Origin of the sequence: Streptomyces sp. NPDC002265, assembly GCF_040296125.1 — a bacterium.
Classification (GTDB): Bacteria; Actinomycetota; Actinomycetes; order Streptomycetales; family Streptomycetaceae; genus Streptomyces.
This window is the reverse complement of the sequence record NZ_JBEOWS010000223.1, coordinates 1-16208: the sequence shown is the minus strand read 5'-3', so window position 1 is coordinate 16208 and position 16208 is coordinate 1. Positions and strand designations below refer to the sequence as shown.

Annotated in this window: 13 protein-coding genes and 4 tRNA genes; 11 read left to right on the top strand and 6 right to left on the bottom strand. The window is 70.6% G+C overall.

What is annotated here, in order from left to right; genetic code table 11:
- The coding region (locus tag ABT085_RS30940; protein WP_351615188.1) for a hypothetical protein at positions 1 to 392 on the bottom strand (392 nt) is incomplete at its 3' end.
- A gap of 191 nt (positions 393 to 583) precedes the next feature.
- Between ABT085_RS30940 and ABT085_RS30935 the strand changes: the two genes are divergently transcribed.
- The 9 genes from ABT085_RS30935 to ABT085_RS30895 all read left to right on the top strand — a co-directional run bounded on the left by ABT085_RS30935 (position 584) and on the right by ABT085_RS30895 (position 8341).
- A complete protein-coding gene (locus ABT085_RS30935) occupies positions 584 to 934 on the top strand; it encodes a metallopeptidase family protein (protein ID WP_351615185.1) in 351 nt (116 codons plus the stop codon).
- Positions 935 to 974: 40 nt separating this feature from the next.
- Entirely contained in the window at positions 975 to 2681 is a 1707-nt protein-coding gene (locus ABT085_RS30930; protein WP_351615182.1) for a metallophosphoesterase family protein, read from the top strand.
- An 80-nt stretch (positions 2682 to 2761) separates the two neighbouring features.
- Positions 2762 to 2834, top strand: a tRNA-Glu gene (locus tag ABT085_RS30925).
- Positions 2835 to 2884: 50 nt separating this feature from the next.
- Positions 2885 to 2959, top strand: a tRNA-Asp gene (locus ABT085_RS30920).
- 24 nt (positions 2960 to 2983) lie between these two features.
- Positions 2984 to 3057, top strand: a tRNA-Phe gene (locus ABT085_RS30915).
- Between the two features lie 163 nt (positions 3058 to 3220).
- A complete protein-coding gene (locus tag ABT085_RS46785; RefSeq protein WP_502982838.1) occupies positions 3221 to 3640 on the top strand; it encodes a hypothetical protein in 420 nt (139 codons plus the stop codon).
- A gap of 68 nt (positions 3641 to 3708) precedes the next feature.
- On the top strand, positions 3709 to 7677 hold the full coding sequence (hrpA, locus tag ABT085_RS30905; RefSeq protein WP_351615180.1) for an ATP-dependent RNA helicase HrpA: 3969 nt from the start codon (positions 3709 to 3711) through the stop codon (positions 7675 to 7677).
- A 92-nt stretch (positions 7678 to 7769) separates the two neighbouring features.
- Positions 7770 to 7844: transfer RNA gene (locus ABT085_RS30900), tRNA-Asp, on the top strand.
- Between the two features lie 290 nt (positions 7845 to 8134).
- Positions 8135 to 8341 carry a DUF6274 family protein gene (locus tag ABT085_RS30895; protein ID WP_351615177.1) on the top strand — a complete coding sequence of 69 codons (207 nt, stop codon included), beginning with the start codon at positions 8135 to 8137 and terminating at the stop codon, positions 8339 to 8341.
- A gap of 511 nt (positions 8342 to 8852) precedes the next feature.
- Here ABT085_RS30895 and bldC read toward each other — a convergent pair.
- Positions 8853 to 9059: a developmental transcriptional regulator BldC gene (gene bldC, locus ABT085_RS30890; RefSeq protein WP_003949541.1), complete on the bottom strand. Its 207-nt coding sequence runs from the start codon at positions 9057 to 9059 to the stop codon at positions 8853 to 8855.
- Positions 9060 to 9599: 540 nt separating this feature from the next.
- Positions 9600 to 10451 (bottom strand): DUF8083 family protein, encoded by an 852-nt coding sequence (locus tag ABT085_RS30885; protein ID WP_351615174.1) that lies wholly within the window; start codon positions 10449 to 10451, stop codon positions 9600 to 9602.
- 246 nt (positions 10452 to 10697) lie between these two features.
- Between ABT085_RS30885 and ABT085_RS30880 the strand changes: the two genes are divergently transcribed.
- Positions 10698 to 11795 carry a Leu/Phe/Val dehydrogenase gene (locus ABT085_RS30880; RefSeq protein WP_351615171.1) on the top strand — a complete coding sequence of 366 codons (1098 nt, stop codon included), beginning with the start codon at positions 10698 to 10700 and terminating at the stop codon, positions 11793 to 11795.
- A 309-nt stretch (positions 11796 to 12104) separates the two neighbouring features.
- Positions 12105 to 12362: a DUF3073 domain-containing protein gene (locus tag ABT085_RS30875; RefSeq protein WP_152893018.1), complete on the top strand. Its 258-nt coding sequence runs from the start codon at positions 12105 to 12107 to the stop codon at positions 12360 to 12362.
- 113 nt (positions 12363 to 12475) lie between these two features.
- Here ABT085_RS30875 and purM read toward each other — a convergent pair whose 3' ends face one another.
- From purM to ABT085_RS30860, 3 genes are all read right to left on the bottom strand, one after another.
- Positions 12476 to 13543, bottom strand: coding sequence for a phosphoribosylformylglycinamidine cyclo-ligase (gene purM / locus ABT085_RS30870; protein ID WP_351615168.1), 1068 nt, complete (start codon positions 13541 to 13543; stop codon positions 12476 to 12478).
- Positions 13544 to 13586: 43 nt separating this feature from the next.
- Positions 13587 to 15116, bottom strand: coding sequence for an amidophosphoribosyltransferase (purF, locus tag ABT085_RS30865; protein WP_351615165.1), 1530 nt, complete (start codon positions 15114 to 15116; stop codon positions 13587 to 13589).
- Between the two features lie 253 nt (positions 15117 to 15369).
- A complete protein-coding gene (locus ABT085_RS30860) occupies positions 15370 to 16167 on the bottom strand; it encodes a maleylpyruvate isomerase family mycothiol-dependent enzyme (protein ID WP_351615162.1) in 798 nt (265 codons plus the stop codon).
- Positions 16168 to 16208: the final 41 nt, after the last annotated feature.

Here is a 16208-nt window from a genome sequence, read left to right as displayed (position 1 = left end):
GACGGCTCCTGCGCCGGGGTGGTCCCCGTCGGCACCGGCGGCGCCCCGGTCGGCGAGGGCACGCCCGGCGGCACGCTCCGCCCCGGCCGGCCGGACGCCGAGGCGCTCGCGCTCGCGCCGGGGCCCGCCGACGGCGAGGCCGACGGGGACTCCGGCTTCCCGCTCTGCCGCCCGCCGTGCCCGCCGCGGCCGTGCCCGCCGTGCCCGGACCCGTCCTCGTAGCCGACCACGCCACCGCCGCCGGCCTGGTCGCCACCACCGGCGCCGCCGCCCTGCCGTCCCGCCGAGTGCGACGGTCTGGCCTGGCTCCCGTCGTCGTCGCCCACGCTCACACAGCCGGCCGCGCCGGCCACGACCATGACCGCCACGGCCAGGCGGACGGATACGTTCAAGGGGCGCACGGAAGCCACCTCCGGGTGGACGAAGAAGTCGATGTGTTCAACTCCCGCCGCCGCCGTAGGACACGCGCCCGCACGCCGCACCCGGCCCCGGCCCGTCGGCCGCACCCGGCCACGGTCCGCGCGGACCGCACGGGACGCGCCCAAACCCCCCGCTCCGCCCGGTCGTCCCCGACAATGGCGGTGTGCTGGAGATGACGCGCGACAGGTTCGAAGAACTGGTGAGCGAGGCCCTGGACCGGATCCCGCCCGAGCTGACGCGGGTCATGGACAACGTGGCGGTGTTCGTCGAGGACGAACCGCCGTCCGACGACCCCGAGCTCCTCGGCCTGTACGAGGGCACCCCCCTCACGGAGCGCGGGGAGTGGTACGCGGGCGTCCTGCCGGACCGCATCACGATCTACCGGGGCCCGACCCTGCGCCACTGCGAGACGGACGAGGACGTGGTGGAGGAGGTGTCCGTCACCGTCGTGCACGAGGTGGCACACCACTTCGGCATCGACGACGCGCGGCTGCACGAACTGGGCTGGGGCTGACGCCCGCATACCCGACCGGGGACCCGGGCATACGGGCCCAATGGTCCGCGTCCCCGCCCGTGCCCACGGCATCGCCGCCGCCCTGAACCGCATACCCGGGCCCCGCACGCCCGGAAGGCCCCGCGTGCCCGGAGGGCCCCGCGCGCTCGCCCGCCGCCGGGCCGGCCGTCGCCCCCGGCCCCTGCCCCGGCTCTCCGTCGAGCTCGTCCCGCAGCCGCGCCCCTGGGCCCGCGCCCTGGGCTTGGTCACCGTGGTCCTGGCCGGGGCCTGGCTGGGCCTGCTGGTCGTGGGGAACGTACGGGTCCCGGTGGGCCCCATGGACACCACGATGACCCTGCGCCCCTCCCTCACCGGCGGCACCAAGATCAATGTCTCCCCGCTGGGCGCGCTGAGCCTGGACAGCCATGCCGCCCCGGTCCGGCTGGACGTGAACGTCGACCAGCTCGACCCGGTCCGCTCCCGGGCCCTGGTCGACCACCCCGAGCGGATCACGGGCCTCCAGGAGGAGGTCACCCGGGACGTGGAGCACGGCACGCTCGACCTGGCCGCGCGCTCCTGCGTCGCCGTCGTCTCCGGCGCCACCGCCCTCGGCCTCGCCGTCTACCGCCGCCCCCGGCGCGCCCTCGCGGCCGGCGGGCTGGCCCTGACCCTGCTCGCGGCCTGCGGCGGGACGGCGTACGCCACCTGGAACCCCGAGTCGGTCCTGGAGCCGAGGTTCTCGGGCCTGCTGTCCTCCGCGCCCTCCCTGGTGGGCGACGCGCGCAGCATCGTCACCGAGTTCGACGTCTACCAGCAGGAGTTGGCCCGTCTGGTGACGAACGTGACGAAGCTCTACGACGTCACCTCCACGCTGCCCGCCTACTCGCCGGACCCGAGCACGATCCGGGTCCTGCACGTCTCGGACATCCATCTCAACCCGGCGAGCTGGAAGATCATCGCGTCGCTGGTGGAGCAGTACAAGGTCGACGTGATCGTCGACTCCGGGGACACGATGGACCACGGCACGGCGGCGGAGAACGCCTTCCTGGACCCGATAGCCGACCTCGGCGCCCCCTACGTCTGGGTCCGCGGCAACCACGACTCCCCGCTGACCCAGCGCTATCTGGAGCGCATGAAGAACGTGCACGTCCTCGACGACGGCCGGGCCGAGACCGTCGCGGGCCTGCGCTTCGCGGGCATCGGCGACCCGCAGTTCACGCCCGACCGCTCGGCGCGGCCGGGCGGCGACCCGGCCGAGTACCTGGCGGGCGCCCGGCTGGCCTCGGCCCTTCGCGACCAGCGGGCCGCCGGGACCCCGGCCGACGTGGCGATCGTCCACGAGCCCTTCGCGGCGCGCGTCACGGACGGCGAGGTGCCGCTCGTGCTGGCCGGCCATGTGCACCACGAGGAGACGGAGGTCATGAAGAACGGCACCCGGCTGCGGGTGGAGGGCTCCACCGGCGGCAGCGGGCTGCGCGCCGTCGAGGGCAGGTACCCGGACCCGATCGAGGCGTCGATCCTCTACTTCGACCGCGGCACCCGGCGCCTCCAGGCCTGGGACGAGATCCGGCTGGGCGGTCTGGGCCTGACCACGGCCGAGGTCAGCCGTCACCTGCCGGAGGAGAACCAGCCGGGGGCGGCGCCCTCCCCGACACTCTCGGCACCCTCCCCCACGGCGTCCCCGGCGCCCTCCTCCAGGCCGTCGCCGACCGGGTCCCGGACCCCTGTCCAGGGCGGCTCTCCCGGCCCCTCCGCGACCTCCCCGTAAACCGTTTTGGCGATACCCCCCGCCATCCCATATGCTCATGACGTCCCCGACGCGCTGAGAAGCGCGCAGGCGGGCCGATAGCCCTCATCGTCTAGCGGCCTAGGACGCCGCCCTTTCAAGGCGGTAGCACGGGTTCGAATCCCGTTGGGGGCACGCAGTACGGTGTGCGACACTTACGCAAGTAAGATCGCGCACAACAGCAAGGTCCTGTGGAGCAGTTTGGAGTGCTCGCCACCCTGTCAAGGTGGAGGCCGCGGGTTCAAATCCCGTCAGGACCGCTGAGATTTCCTCGGAAATCTCGTGGCTGGGTAGCTCAGTTGGTACGAGCGATCGCCTGAAAAGCGATAGGTCGCCGGTTCGACCCCGGCCCCAGCCACAAGTCAGGAGCCTCATCCGTACGGATGAGGCTCCTGTCGTTGTATGCCCGATCCTTGTATGCCTGAACGTTGTATGCCTGAACGTTGTATGCCCGGTCGGTGTGCACCGGCCGGCGCGGTGCTGAAGGGGCGCGGACGATGGTGCGGAGCAGGACCGGTGACATGCGGGACACCGAGTTAGAGAAGGACCGGGCCCGCTACGGCCTGATGGCCGTCGTCGTCAGCATCGTCGCGATCTCGGGCGTCGCGGTCTTCGGCGTCTGGCGGCTCGGCGGCGACCAGGCCGTGATCGTCGGTGTGCTGACCGCCGCGTTCACCGCGATCAGCGGGATGACCACCGCCTATCTCGGCATCAAGGCCGTATCCAACACCGCCCGCTCGATCGCCCTGGGAGACGGCCCCCGCCGGGAGCCCGCACCCGCCACACCGGCACCGGCCACCCCCGTGCCTTCCGACGCGCCCGCCGACGCACCCGCACCGGCACCTTCCGACGCACCCGTGCCCGCCACCGCGCCGACCGCCACGCCGGGCACGGCACCCGACGCACCCCCACCCGCACCCCCGGCCCAGCGCGCCCCCTGACCCGGTCCCCACGCCGGGGGCAAAAGGGTTCGCCACGGATTTGGCCGGGATGAGATCCTGGACCGCGTATGTCTACGCACCCTGCCCCCGCCCTCGGCGCCCTCGCCCCCCGCCTGACCGAGCTGAGCCTGCGCGACGCGCACCGGCTCGGGCGCAGGCTCGAAGGCGCGCGAAAGATCCGCAACCCGGAGGCCCGCGCCGCCGTCCTCGCCGAGATAGAGGCGGAGGTCGCCAGGGGCGAGGAGCGGATGGCCACGCGGCGCGCCCGCGTGCCGGCCGTCACCTATCCCGAACAGCTGCCGGTCAGCCAGAAGAAGGACGAGATCGCGGCCGCCATCCGCGATCACCAGGTCGTCATCGTCGCCGGTGAGACCGGGTCCGGAAAGACCACGCAGATCCCCAAGATCTGTATGGAGCTGGGGCGTGGCCTGCGCGGCATGATCGGGCACACCCAGCCCCGCCGGATCGCCGCCCGTACCGTCGCCGAGCGGGTCGCCGAGGAGCTGGACACCCCGCTCGGGGAGACCGTCGGCTGGAAGGTGCGGTTCACCGACCAGGTGAACCCGGACGCCACCTTCGTGAAGCTGATGACGGACGGCATCCTGCTCGCCGAGATCCAGACCGACCGCGAGCTGCGCGCCTACGACACGATCATCATCGACGAGGCCCACGAGCGGTCCCTCAACATCGACTTCCTGCTCGGCTACCTTGCCCAGCTGCTGCCCAAGCGGCCCGACCTCAAGGTGGTCATCACCTCCGCGACGATCGACCCGGAGCGTTTCTCCCGGCACTTCGGCGACGCCCCGATCGTCGAGGTCAGCGGGCGCACCTACCCGGTCGAGGTGCGCTACCGCCCGCTCCTGGAGGAGGACTCCGAGGACGCCGACCGCGACCAGATCACCGCGATCTGCGACGCCGTCGAGGAGCTCCAGGCCGAGGGCAAGGGCGACATCCTGGTCTTCCTCTCCGGCGAGCGCGAGATCCGCGACACCGCGGACGCGCTGGTCAAGAAGAACTACCGGTTCACCGAGGTGCTGCCGCTCTACGCCCGGCTCTCGCACGCCGAGCAGCACCGCGTCTTCCAGCCGCACACCGGCCGCAGGATCGTTCTGGCGACCAACGTCGCCGAGACCTCGCTGACCGTGCCGGGCATCAAGTACGTCATCGACCCCGGCTTCGCCCGTATCTCCCGCTACAGCCACCGCACCAAGGTCCAGCGGCTGCCCATCGAGGCGGTCTCCCAGGCCAGCGCCAACCAGCGCAAGGGCCGCTGCGGCCGTACGTCCGACGGTGTCTGCATCCGGCTGTACTCCGAGGACGACTTCCTGGCCCGGCCGGAGTTCACGGACGCGGAGATCCTGCGCACGAACCTCGCCTCCGTCATCCTCCAGATGACCGCGGCCGGCCTCGGCGACATCGAGAAGTTCCCCTTCATCGACCCGCCGGACCACCGCAACATCCGCGACGGCGTCCAGCTGCTCCAGGAGCTCGGCGCTCTCGACCCGGCGCAGAAGGACGTGCGCAAGCGGCTCACCGACACCGGCCGCAAGCTCGCCCAGCTGCCCGTCGACCCGCGACTGGCCCGCATGGTCCTGGAGGCCGACAAGAACGGCTGCGTCCGCGAGGTCATGGTCATAGCGGCCGCGCTCTCCATCCAGGACCCGCGCGAGCGCCCGGCCGACAAGCAGACCCAGGCCGACCAGCAGCACGCCCGCTTCAAGGACGAGACGAGCGACTTCCTCGCCTATCTCAACCTCTGGCGCTACATCCGCGAGCAGCAGAAGGAGCGGGGTTCCTCCGCCTTCCGCCGGATGTGCAAACAGGAGTACCTGAACTTCCTGCGCATCCGGGAGTGGCAGGACATCTACACCCAGCTGCGCACGGTCGCCCGGCAGCTGGGGATCCATCCCAACGAGGACGACGCCGCCGAGCAGAGCGTGCACGTCTCGCTGCTGGCCGGTCTGCTCTCCCACATCGGGATGAAGGACGTGAAGGAGACCGGCGGCGAGAGCGGCCGGGGCGGGGGCAGGAACGAGTACCTCGGCGCCCGCAACGCCAAGTTCGCGATCTTCCCCGGCTCGGCCCTCTTCAAGAAGCCCCCGCGTTTCGTGATGTCGGCGGAGCTGGTGGAGACCAGCCGCCTGTGGGCCCGCGTCAACGCGAAGATCGAGCCGGAGTGGATCGAGCCGCTCGCCGGGCATCTGCTCAAGCGCACCTACAGCGAGCCGCACTGGGAGAAGGACCAGGCGGCCGTGATGGCGTACGAGAAGGTCACGCTGTACGGCGTGCCGATCATCGCCCAGCGGAAGGTCAACTACGGGCGGATCGATCCGGAGACCTCCCGCGAACTTTTCATTCGCAACGCGCTGGTCGAGGGGGACTGGCGCACGCACCACAAGTTCTTCGCCGACAACCGCAAGCTCCTCAGCGAGGTCGAGGAGCTGGAGCACCGCGCCCGGCGCCGGGACATCGTGGTCGACGACGACACCCTCTTCGACTTCTACGACCAGCGGGTCCCCGAACACGTCGTGTCGGGCGCCCACTTCGACTCCTGGTGGAAGCACAAGCGCCATGAGCAGCCCGACTTCCTGGACTTCGAGCGGGAGATGCTCATCCGGGAGTCGGCGGAGGCGGTCACCAAGGCCGACTACCCGGACTCCTGGCGGCAGGGGCCGCTGAAGTTCCGGGTGACGTACCAGTTCGAGCCGGGCGCGGACGCGGACGGTGTGACCGTGCACGTCCCGCTCCAGGTCCTCAACCAGGTCACGGACGAGGGCTTCGACTGGCAGATCCCGGGCCTGCGCGAGGAGGTGGTCACCGAGCTGATCCGTTCCCTGCCGAAGCCGATCCGCCGCCACTACGTGCCCGCGCCGAACTACGCGAAGGCCTTCCTGGAGCGGGCCGTGCCCTTGCAGGAGCCGCTGACCACCACCATGGCGCGTGAGCTCAAGCGGATGGTCGGGGTGCCCTTCGAGGCCGACGACTTCGACCGGGGCAGACTCCCGGACCACCTGAAGGTCACGTTCCGGATCGTCGACGAGCGGCGCCGCAAGCTCGCCGAGGACAAGGACCTGGAAGCCCTGAAGCTCCGGCTCAGGCCCAAGGCCCGCCAGGCCCTCTCCCAGGCCGCGGCGGCCACCGCCGAACGCCAGGGCGGCGAGTCCCTGGAGCGCAAGGGTCTGACGGACTGGAGCATCGGCACGCTCACACGGGTCTTCGAGACCCGCCGGGCCGGCCAGCCGGTCAAGGCGTACCCGGCGCTGGTCGACGACGGCGACACGGTCTCCGTACGCCTCTTCGACACCGAGGCGGAGCAGGCCGAGGCCATGTGGAAGGGCGCCCGGCGGCTGATCCTGCGCAACATTCCGGTGAACCCGGCCAAGTTCGCCTCCGAGAAGCTGACGAACGCCCAGAAGCTCGCCCTGTCGGCGAACCCGCACGGTTCGATCCAGGCCCTGTTCGACGACTGCGCGATGGCGGCGGCGGACAAGCTGATCGCCGACTTCGGGGGCCCGGCCTGGGACCAGGAGTCGCACCGCAAGCTGTACGACAAGGTGCGCGCCGAGATCGTCGACACCACGGTCCGCACGGTCGGTCAGGTGCAGCAGGTACTGGCCGCCTGGCAGGCCTGTGAGCGCCGGCTGAAGGGCGTACGCAGCACCGTGCTGCTGGCGAACCTCCAGGACGTGCGCAAGCAGGTGGACGCCCTCGTACGGCCCGGCTTCGTCACGGAGACCGGGTTGCGGCGCCTGCCCGACCTGATGCGCTATCTGGTGGCCGTCGACCGGCGGCTGCAGCAGATGCCGACCAACGTCCAGCGGGACACCACCCGCATGGAGAAGGTCCACGAGATGCAGGACGAGTACGCCTGGCTGCTGGAGCAACTGCCCCAGGGCCGCCCGGTGCCCTCCGCCGTCCTGGACATCCGCTGGATGATCGAGGAGCTCCGGGTCAGCTACTTCGCCCACGCGCTGGGCACGGCGTACCCCGTCTCGGACAAGCGGATCGTGAAGGCGATCGACGCGGCCGCCCCGTGACGGGAGCCGTACGCTGGGTGAGTTCGACCAGGGGGCTCACCCTCCTGTACAGTCTGTCTCGCAGCGCAACGAAGAAAAGCGCCGCGAAACCTGGTCCTGTGGAGCAGTTTGGAGTGCTCGCCACCCTGTCAAGGTGGAGGCCGCGGGTTCAAATCCCGTCAGGACCGCATTGATCGACCGAGGCCCGCGCCCTTCCGAGGGAAGCGGGCCTCGGTCGTTTTCCCGTGCGGCGGGTCCCGGCGGGGCCGGGGCTCACGTCGACCGCCCGCCGGAGCCCGCACCCGTCGGCCCAGCGACGGCTCCCTCGGCCACCACCCGGGCCAGGAACGGCAGTCCGGGCTCCCCGGGGGCGGAGCGGCCCCTGTCTCGCGCCCGCCCATGCCGTCTTGACGCCGTCACTCTCGACCAGTACCCAGAGAGCAGGGCACCTTCCCGCGTGGATCCCGGAGGTGGGCGCATGGCGGCGTCGTCGGTCAGGCACGAGACGCGGGCGTTGCTCCGTGCGCATCTGGCGGCCGCGTCGTCCTACCGGCATCTGACCCGGCACTGCCCCGTCTGCCACCGGCTGCTGCGGCTGGCGATGGACACCGCTCCCCCGGATGCGGAGGACTCCGCGGAGGCCGCCGCGGACGACCGTCCCGCGACGGCGCGACCCGCACCGTGACCCGTTTCACTAGCGCACACGAGCCAGAGGCAACAAGGCCCCTGGCATGTGACGGGTGTCACTGCATGATTTTTTGAAACCGCGGAATTTACCCGAGTCCTACAACCAGTCAATTTAATATGTGCCATTGCACTGGTCCGGACGGTCACGCACAGCAGATCCGACAGCCCTCCCCAGACTCCGACAAGGCCGCTCACAGGCCGGCCGCCGAGAGCCGGACGGGTCGTCAAGCGGCACCACAGATCGCCCACAGGGGCATCACAAGGCCCACCCCGGAGCGCCGCCGAGGCGATTCGGCGACGCCTTCGGGGGCGCCTTCCGGGCACAAAAAAAGATCGCGCTGGACCCGGCGGAGTCCAGCGCGATCCACGACGCACCCGGTTCTGTTGCCTGAACGCTTGGGCGGGGGGCCTGTTGGGGCAGGACCCGCGTCGCTTGGAGCTGTGGGTTTCGGGCCGTTCGACGGGTTGGGGACCTGTCACCGTGCCCGGTATTCAGTTGTTCGGGCTGATCAGGCCTCGCTGCGCTGCTGCGGGATGCCCGCGAGCAGAGCGCGGACCTCAGCCTCGCGGTAACGGCGGTGACCGCCGAGCGTGCGGATGGATGTCAGCTTGCCGGCCTTCGCCCACCGCGTGACCGTCTTGGGGTCGACACGGAACATGGTGGCGACCTCAGCCGGGGTCAGCAGCGGCTCGGCATCAGGGGTGCGAGCGGTCATGAGCGGCCTCCTCGGGAGAACCGAACCTTCTCGGTTCTTTCCTCTAAATTCTGCACCTTGACCCGCGTTGCCCGAAATGGCAGACGCGAGTCGAGTCGGTTATAGGACGAACGGCTTGTCCTCGGCACTACAACTACACCATCTGTCCAGCCGCGTCGGCCAAACCGATGGAATTGCCCTCCCAGGTGTCCATCAGCGACGGAAGCCGATGGACCATGCCATAGCGGACAGTCACGCCACTGTGACGATCAGTCACAGGGCGATCAGGAGTCACCAGACATCCCAAACTGCGTGATGCTGAGATTCCGCCCACGGTGGAGCATAGTTGGACAGACGGAGCCTTCCCCGGGCTCCTTGTCCTATTTTGGCACGGGGAGGGGCAAGGGACGCAAGAGACGGGTAAGTGCGGTCTGTCACCCTTGACACGAAAGCCCGTATCAGGACCTACGTCCCGGCACCTTCCCGAAGTTCGGTAGACCGTACGTCGTTCGCAGCATTTTTCGATCGTGATCTACGTCACCCTCGGGTGCTGTCGAACCGTCAGTTCGCCGAACGCCGGTCCCGTACCGAGCGCCACCGCTCCACCAGCCGGCCGTACGCCTCGCCCGCCGCGGAGCCGTCACCGCGGCGCAGTGCGTCGATCCCCTCGGCCACGTCCGCGGCGGAGTGGTCGTCCTCCAGCGCGCCGGCCGGCAGGGTGTGCACCAGTCCGCCGTAGTCCAGTTCCACCAGCGAACGCGGATGGAACTCCTCCAGCCAGCGGCCCACGTCCACCAGGCCGTCGACGAGCGGCCCCTCGTCGATCGCGTCCCGCAGCGTGCGCAGCGCCCGCGCGACCCGGCGCCGCGCCTGCACCATCGGGGTGCGGTAGCGCAGCACGGGCGGCTCGCCCTCGGCGGCGCCGGCCCCCTTCGCGTACTCCCGCTCCTCGTCGGACACGAGCACGAACCAGTTCAGCGGCACCTGCCAGGTCGCCGTGCGGATCCAGGGGCGGGCGTCGGGGTTGCGGGCCAGCCAGCGCTCGTAGTCCTGGGCGGCCTGGCCGCGTACGAGCGGTGGGAGCACGGCGTCCAGGACCGTCCGCGGCAGTTCCCCGGGCAGTCCCTCCAGCGCCTGCCAGCCGCGCAGCCGGGTGCGCCAGGGGCAGACGCACAGCACCCCCTCCACGTCCAGCACGAACGCGTCGCCGCTCTCGTGCACCGGCACCGGGACCGGCGGGGTGGGCAGCAGGTCGGCCAGCGAGCGGCGCAGTTCGTCCTGGTACGAGGGGCGCGTCTCGCGCCGGGCGTAGCGCGCCCAGTGGCTGCGCTCCGGTTCCGGGAAGGCGGCCAGCGGTTCGTAGACGCGCAGATAGGTCGCGTACGGGACGATCACCGAGGACACCTTGGGCACGCCTGCTCCCTCCCCCGCGGATCGACCCGGAAAACGGCCGGACCGCACCCCGACACATGGGAAAACCATGCAAATCGTCGCACGGCACTACTCCGGGAGGAGGTGATCCCGAGCACCGGGAGGCCGGCGGACCGAGGCAGGCTCTACTCTCGTGCCACAGCGCCCGCCCCCCTCCCCCACTGCCAAAAGCGCGGGGGAACCCAGGGAGCTGGTCTCCAAGCCGCTACTTACCCAGGAGTCACCACAGTGACCGACGTAACCGGCGCGCACGCTGATGTACTGCACACCCTGTTCCACTCGGACCAGGGGGGTCATGAGCAAGTCGTGCTCTGTCAGGACCGCGCCAGCGGCCTCAAGGCCGTCATCGCCATCCACTCCACCGCTCTGGGCCCGGCCCTCGGCGGTACGCGCTTCTACCCGTACGCGTCCGAGGCGGAGGCCGTCGCCGACGCCCTGAACCTCGCGCGCGGGATGTCGTACAAGAACGCCATGGCCGGTCTCGACCACGGCGGCGGCAAGGCCGTGATCATCGGTGATCCCGACCTGATCAAGACCGAGGAACTGCTCCTCGCCTACGGCCGGTTCGTCGCCTCGCTGGGCGGCCGGTACGTCACGGCCTGCGACGTCGGCACCTATGTCGCCGACATGGACGTCGTCGCCCGCGAGTGCCGCTGGACCACCGGGCGCTCGCCCGAGAACGGCGGCGCCGGCGACTCCTCGGTGCTGACCGCCTTCGGTGTCTACCAGGGCATGCGGGCCAGTGCCCAGCACCTGTGGGGCGACCCCTCGCTGCGCGGCCGCACGGTCGGCGTCGCGGGTGTCGGCAAGGTCGGCCACCACCTGGTGGAGCACCTGCGGGCGGAGGGCGCCCAGGTCGTGATCACGGACGTGCGCGAGGACGCCGTGCAGCGGATCCTCGACCGGCACCCGGAGGGCGTCACCGCGGTCTCCGGCACCGACGCCCTCATCCGGACCGAGGGCCTCGACATCTACGCCCCCTGCGCGCTCGGCGGCGCACTGAACGACGACAGCGTGCCGGTGCTGACCGCCAAGGTCGTCTGCGGCGCGGCCAACAACCAGCTCGCCCACCCGGGCGTGGAGAAGGACCTCGCCGACCGCGGGATCCTCTACGCGCCGGACTACGTGGTGAACGCCGGCGGGGTCATCCAGGTCGCCGACGAGCTGCACGGCTTCGACTTCGAGCGGTGCAAGGCGAAGGCCGCGAAGATCTTCGACACCACGCTGGCCATCTTCGCACGTGCGAAGGAAGACGGGATTCCGCCGGCCGCGGCGGCCGACCGGATCGCCGAGCAGCGGATGGCCGAGGGGCGCGCGGCGCACTGATCCAAGAGCACACGCCAGGTGTGCTCGCGGCCTCGGGCGGTACCCGCCGGCGGGAACTTCGAGAGAACTCTCACGTCCACCGGCGGGTCGTGCCCGGATAAGTGGTTAAAATCGCCACTGACCAGCGAGGACAGGGCGCCTCGAAGGCCCTGCGCACACGCGCGTCCTGCGGGCGACGTACCGTATGGGCGCGGGCTCAGGTACCGTGGAAGCCCTACGGACCGGCCTCTCTACGGAGAGTCCGTTCCGGATCATGAACGCGTGTCAGACTCTGGGGCCGTCGAGCCCCGTCACCGAGGGGGTCGAGCCATGGGGCGCGGCCGGGCCAAGGCCAAGCAGACGAAGGTCGCCCGCCAGCTGAAGTACAACAGCGGTGGGACTGACCTGTCGCGTCTGGCCAGCGAGCTGGGCGCATCGACTTCGAGCCAGCCGCCGAACGGCGAGCCGTTCGAGGACGACGACGAAGAAGACGACCCGTACGCGCAGTACGCGGATCTGTATAACGATGACGACGAGGACGAGGACGACGAGTCCGGTCCTTCGTCGCAACATCGTCGCGGCGCTTGACGCAGCAGCGACTCCGGCAGTTTCCGCGGCTCTCGTAGCAACTGCACTTCACCCGGTCCGGGGCATCAGCGCCGGACCGGGTTTCGTGCTGTCGTCCATGGGATCTGCCCGTCTCAGACCGCGTAGTCGCCGACCAGCTCGGCACCCGTCGTGTGCTCGCCGCGGGCGGTGATCTCACCGGCGACCCAGGCCTCGACCCCGCGGTCCGCCAGCGTCGCCAGCGCCACGTCCGCCGACTCCTCGGGCAGGATCGCGATCATGCCGACACCCATGTTCAGGGTCTTCTCCAGCTCCAGCCGCGCCACGTCGCCGGTCCGGCCGACGAGGTCGAAGATCGGCGCCGGGGTCCAGGTGGAGCGGTCCACGACGGCGTGCAGGCCGTCCGGGATCACCCGGGCCAGGTTGGCCGCGAGTCCGCCGCCGGTGATGTGCGAGAAGGCGTGCACGTCGGCGGTGCGGGTCAGGGCCAGGCAGTCCAGCGAGTAGATCTTGGTGGGCTCCAGGAGCTCCTCGCCCAGCGTGCGGCCGAGCTCCTCGATCCGCGCGTCCAGCGACAGGCCGGCCTGGTTCAGCAGGACGTGCCGGACCAGGGAGTACCCGTTGGAGTGAAGCCCGGACGCCGCCATGGCGATCACGGCGTCACCCTCGCGGATCCGGTCCGCACCCAGCAGCCGGTCGGCCTCCACGACGCCCGTACCGGCGCCCGCGACGTCGAAGTCGTCCGGACCCAGCAGGCCGGGGTGTTCGGCCGTCTCGCCGCCCACCAGGGCGCATCCCGCCAGCACACAGCCCTCGGCGATGCCCTTGACGATCGCGGCGACCCGCTCGGGGTGGACCTTGCCGACGCAGATGTAGTCGGTCATGAACAGCGGCTCGGCACCGCACACCACGATGTCGTCCATGACCATCGCGACCAGGTCGTGGCCGATGGTGTCGTACACGCCCAGCTGACGGGCGATGTCGACCTTCGTGCCGACGCCGTCCGTGGCGGAGGCGAGCAGGGGGCGCTCGTAACGCTTGAGGGCGGAGGCGTCGAAGAGTCCGGCGAAACCGCCGAGGCCGCCGAGGACCTCGGGGCGCTGGGTCTTCTTCACCCACTCCTTCATCAGCTCGACGGCGCGGTCGCCCGCTTCGATGTCGACGCCCGCGGCTGCGTAGCTGGCACCAGTTGTCTCAGACATGACGGTGAGAACTTTCGTGTCGTACGGCAGGTATGGCGGGTCGCTACGGGCGACGGATCGCGTCGGTCGCGGCCGTGGCGGCGGGCCCGGCGGCCAGCTCGGTCTCCAGGAGCTGCTTGCCGAGCAGTTCGGGGTCCGGGAGCTCCATCGGGTACTCGCCGTCGAAGCAGGCGCGGCAGAGGTTCGGCTTGTCGATGGCGGTCGCCTCGATCATGCCGTCGATGGAGATGTACGCCAGGGAGTCGGCGCCGAGCGAGGTGCCGATCTCGTCGATCGTCATACCGTTCGCGATGAGCTCGGCGCGGGTGGCGAAGTCGATGCCGAAGAAGCAGGGCCACTTCACCGGCGGCGAGGAGATCCGGATGTGGACCTCGGCCGCGCCCGCCTCGCGGAGCATGCGGACCAGGGCCCGCTGGGTGTTGCCGCGCACGATCGAGTCGTCGACCACGACCAGGCGCTTGCCCTTGATGACTTCCTTGAGCGGGTTCAGCTTCAGGCGGATGCCGAGCTGGCGGATGGTCTGCGAGGGCTGGATGAAGGTCCGGCCGACGTAGGCGTTCTTGACCAGTCCGGCGCCGAAGGGGATGCCGGACGCCTCCGCGTAACCGATCGCGGCCGGGGTGCCGGACTCCGGGGTCGCTATGACGAGATCCGCCTCGACCGGGGCCTCCTTCGCCAGCCGGCGGCCCATCTCCACCCGGGAGAGGTACACGTTGCGGCCGGCGATGTCGGTGTCGGGGCGGGCCAGGTACACATACTCGAAGACACAGCCCTTGGGCTTCGCTTCTGCGAATCGAGAGGTGCGCAGGCCGTTCTCGTCGATCGCGACGAACTCGCCGGGCTCGATCTCGCGGACGAAGCTCGCGCCGCAGATGTCGAGGGCGGCGGACTCGGAGGCGACGACCCAGCCGCGCTCCAGGCGGCCGAGGACCAGCGGGCGGATGCCCTGCGGGTCACGGGCGGCGTAGAGGGTGTGCTCGTCCATGAAGACGAGGCTGAAGGCGCCCTTGACCTGCGGAAGGATCGCGTGCGCGCCCTCTTCGATGGTCAGCGGCTTGCCGTCGGCGTCGACCTGCGCCGCCAGCAGGGCGGTGAGGAGGTCGGTGTCGTTGGTGGCGGCCACCCGGGTGGAGCGGCCGTTGGTGTCCTTGGGCAGCTCGGCGACCATCTCGGCCAGCTGCGCCGTGTTCACCAGGTTGCCGTTGTGACCGAGCGCGATGGAACCGTGCGCCGTGGCACGGAACGTCGGCTGGGCGTTCTCCCACACGGAGGCGCCGGTGGTCGAGTAGCGGGCGTGTCCGACCGCGATATGACCCTGGAGCGAACCGAGCGAGGTCTCGTCGAAGACCTGGGAGACAAGGCCCATGTCCTTGAAGACGAGGATCTGGGAGCCGTTGCTGACCGCGATTCCCGCGGATTCCTGACCCCGATGCTGGAGGGCGTAGAGCCCGAAGTAAGTGAGCTTGGCGACCTCTTCGCCGGGAGCCCAGACACCGAAGACGCCGCAAGCGTCCTGGGGGCCTTTCTCGCCGGGGAGCAGATCATGACTGAGTCGACCGTCACCACGTGGCACGCCACCGAGTGTAGGCGAGATCGACCACTGGTCCGAATTGGCGATACTCCACGGTAACTGGCCGTTCGTCGGTGGCCGACTGGAGGATCTCGGCGTTCTCGCAGGTCAGCGCGTTGCCATCCGGATCGGACGGACGGTCGGGCGGTGCGACGGGGCGACCCGGAACTGCTCGTTCCGTGGACACGAGTGAGCCTTCGCACACCCTTCGCGTGGCGAGAACCCGACTCCGTACGACAGACCGGGCCCGCTCGGCCTACGCCAGGAGCGGCAGCAGTCCGCCGAGGTCCGCCCGCTCCCCGCTCGCGCTGACCCGGGCCGCGTCGAGCGCGTCCTTCCAGGCAAGCCGCCCGGTCGCCAGCCGGATCCAGGTCAGCGGGTCGGTCTCGACGACGTTGGGCGGGGTGCCACGGGTGTGCCGGGGCCCCTCGACGCACTGCACCACGGCGTACGGCGGGATCCGCACCTCCGTGGAGCCGCCGGGCGCCTTCACGGCGAGCGCGTCGGCGAGCAGGCGGGTGCAGGCGGCGAGGGCCTGGCGGTCCTGGGGGACGTCCAGGGACGGCACGGCGGCGTTCAGGTCGTCGGTGTGGACGACGAGCTCGACGGCACGGGTGACCAGGTAGTCGGCCAGCGGCATGGCGCCGGCGTTCGTGCCCAGCAGCCGGGTGCCGGGGTGTTCGGCGAGCCGCTCCTCGAAGTCCCGTCCGGTCTCGGCGAGGAGGGCGTCGAGGTCCGGGTTCCGCTCCGCGAGCCGGTGGGCCAGGTCGGCGACGGCCCCGGAGCGGGCCGAGGTCCCGGACGGCCAGTCGAGCACCGTGGCGTCCTGCCGCGCCGGCTCTGGCCGGTCCAGGAACCGGCCGACGGCCATGAGGGCCGCCCCGGTGTGCGCGACCAGGTCCCGTACGGTCCACTCCCCGAGCCGGGTGGGCAGCGCGAGCTGCTCGGGCGTGAGGGTACGCACGGCCGCCCGTACGTTCCCGAACTGGGCGAGAACCGCCGTACGGGTCTTCACGGGGTCGTAGGTCCGGGTGCGCTTCTTCGCCGGGGGCATGGGAGGGAGCCTAGGGCTTCGGCAGGCACGGCGAAGGCCCC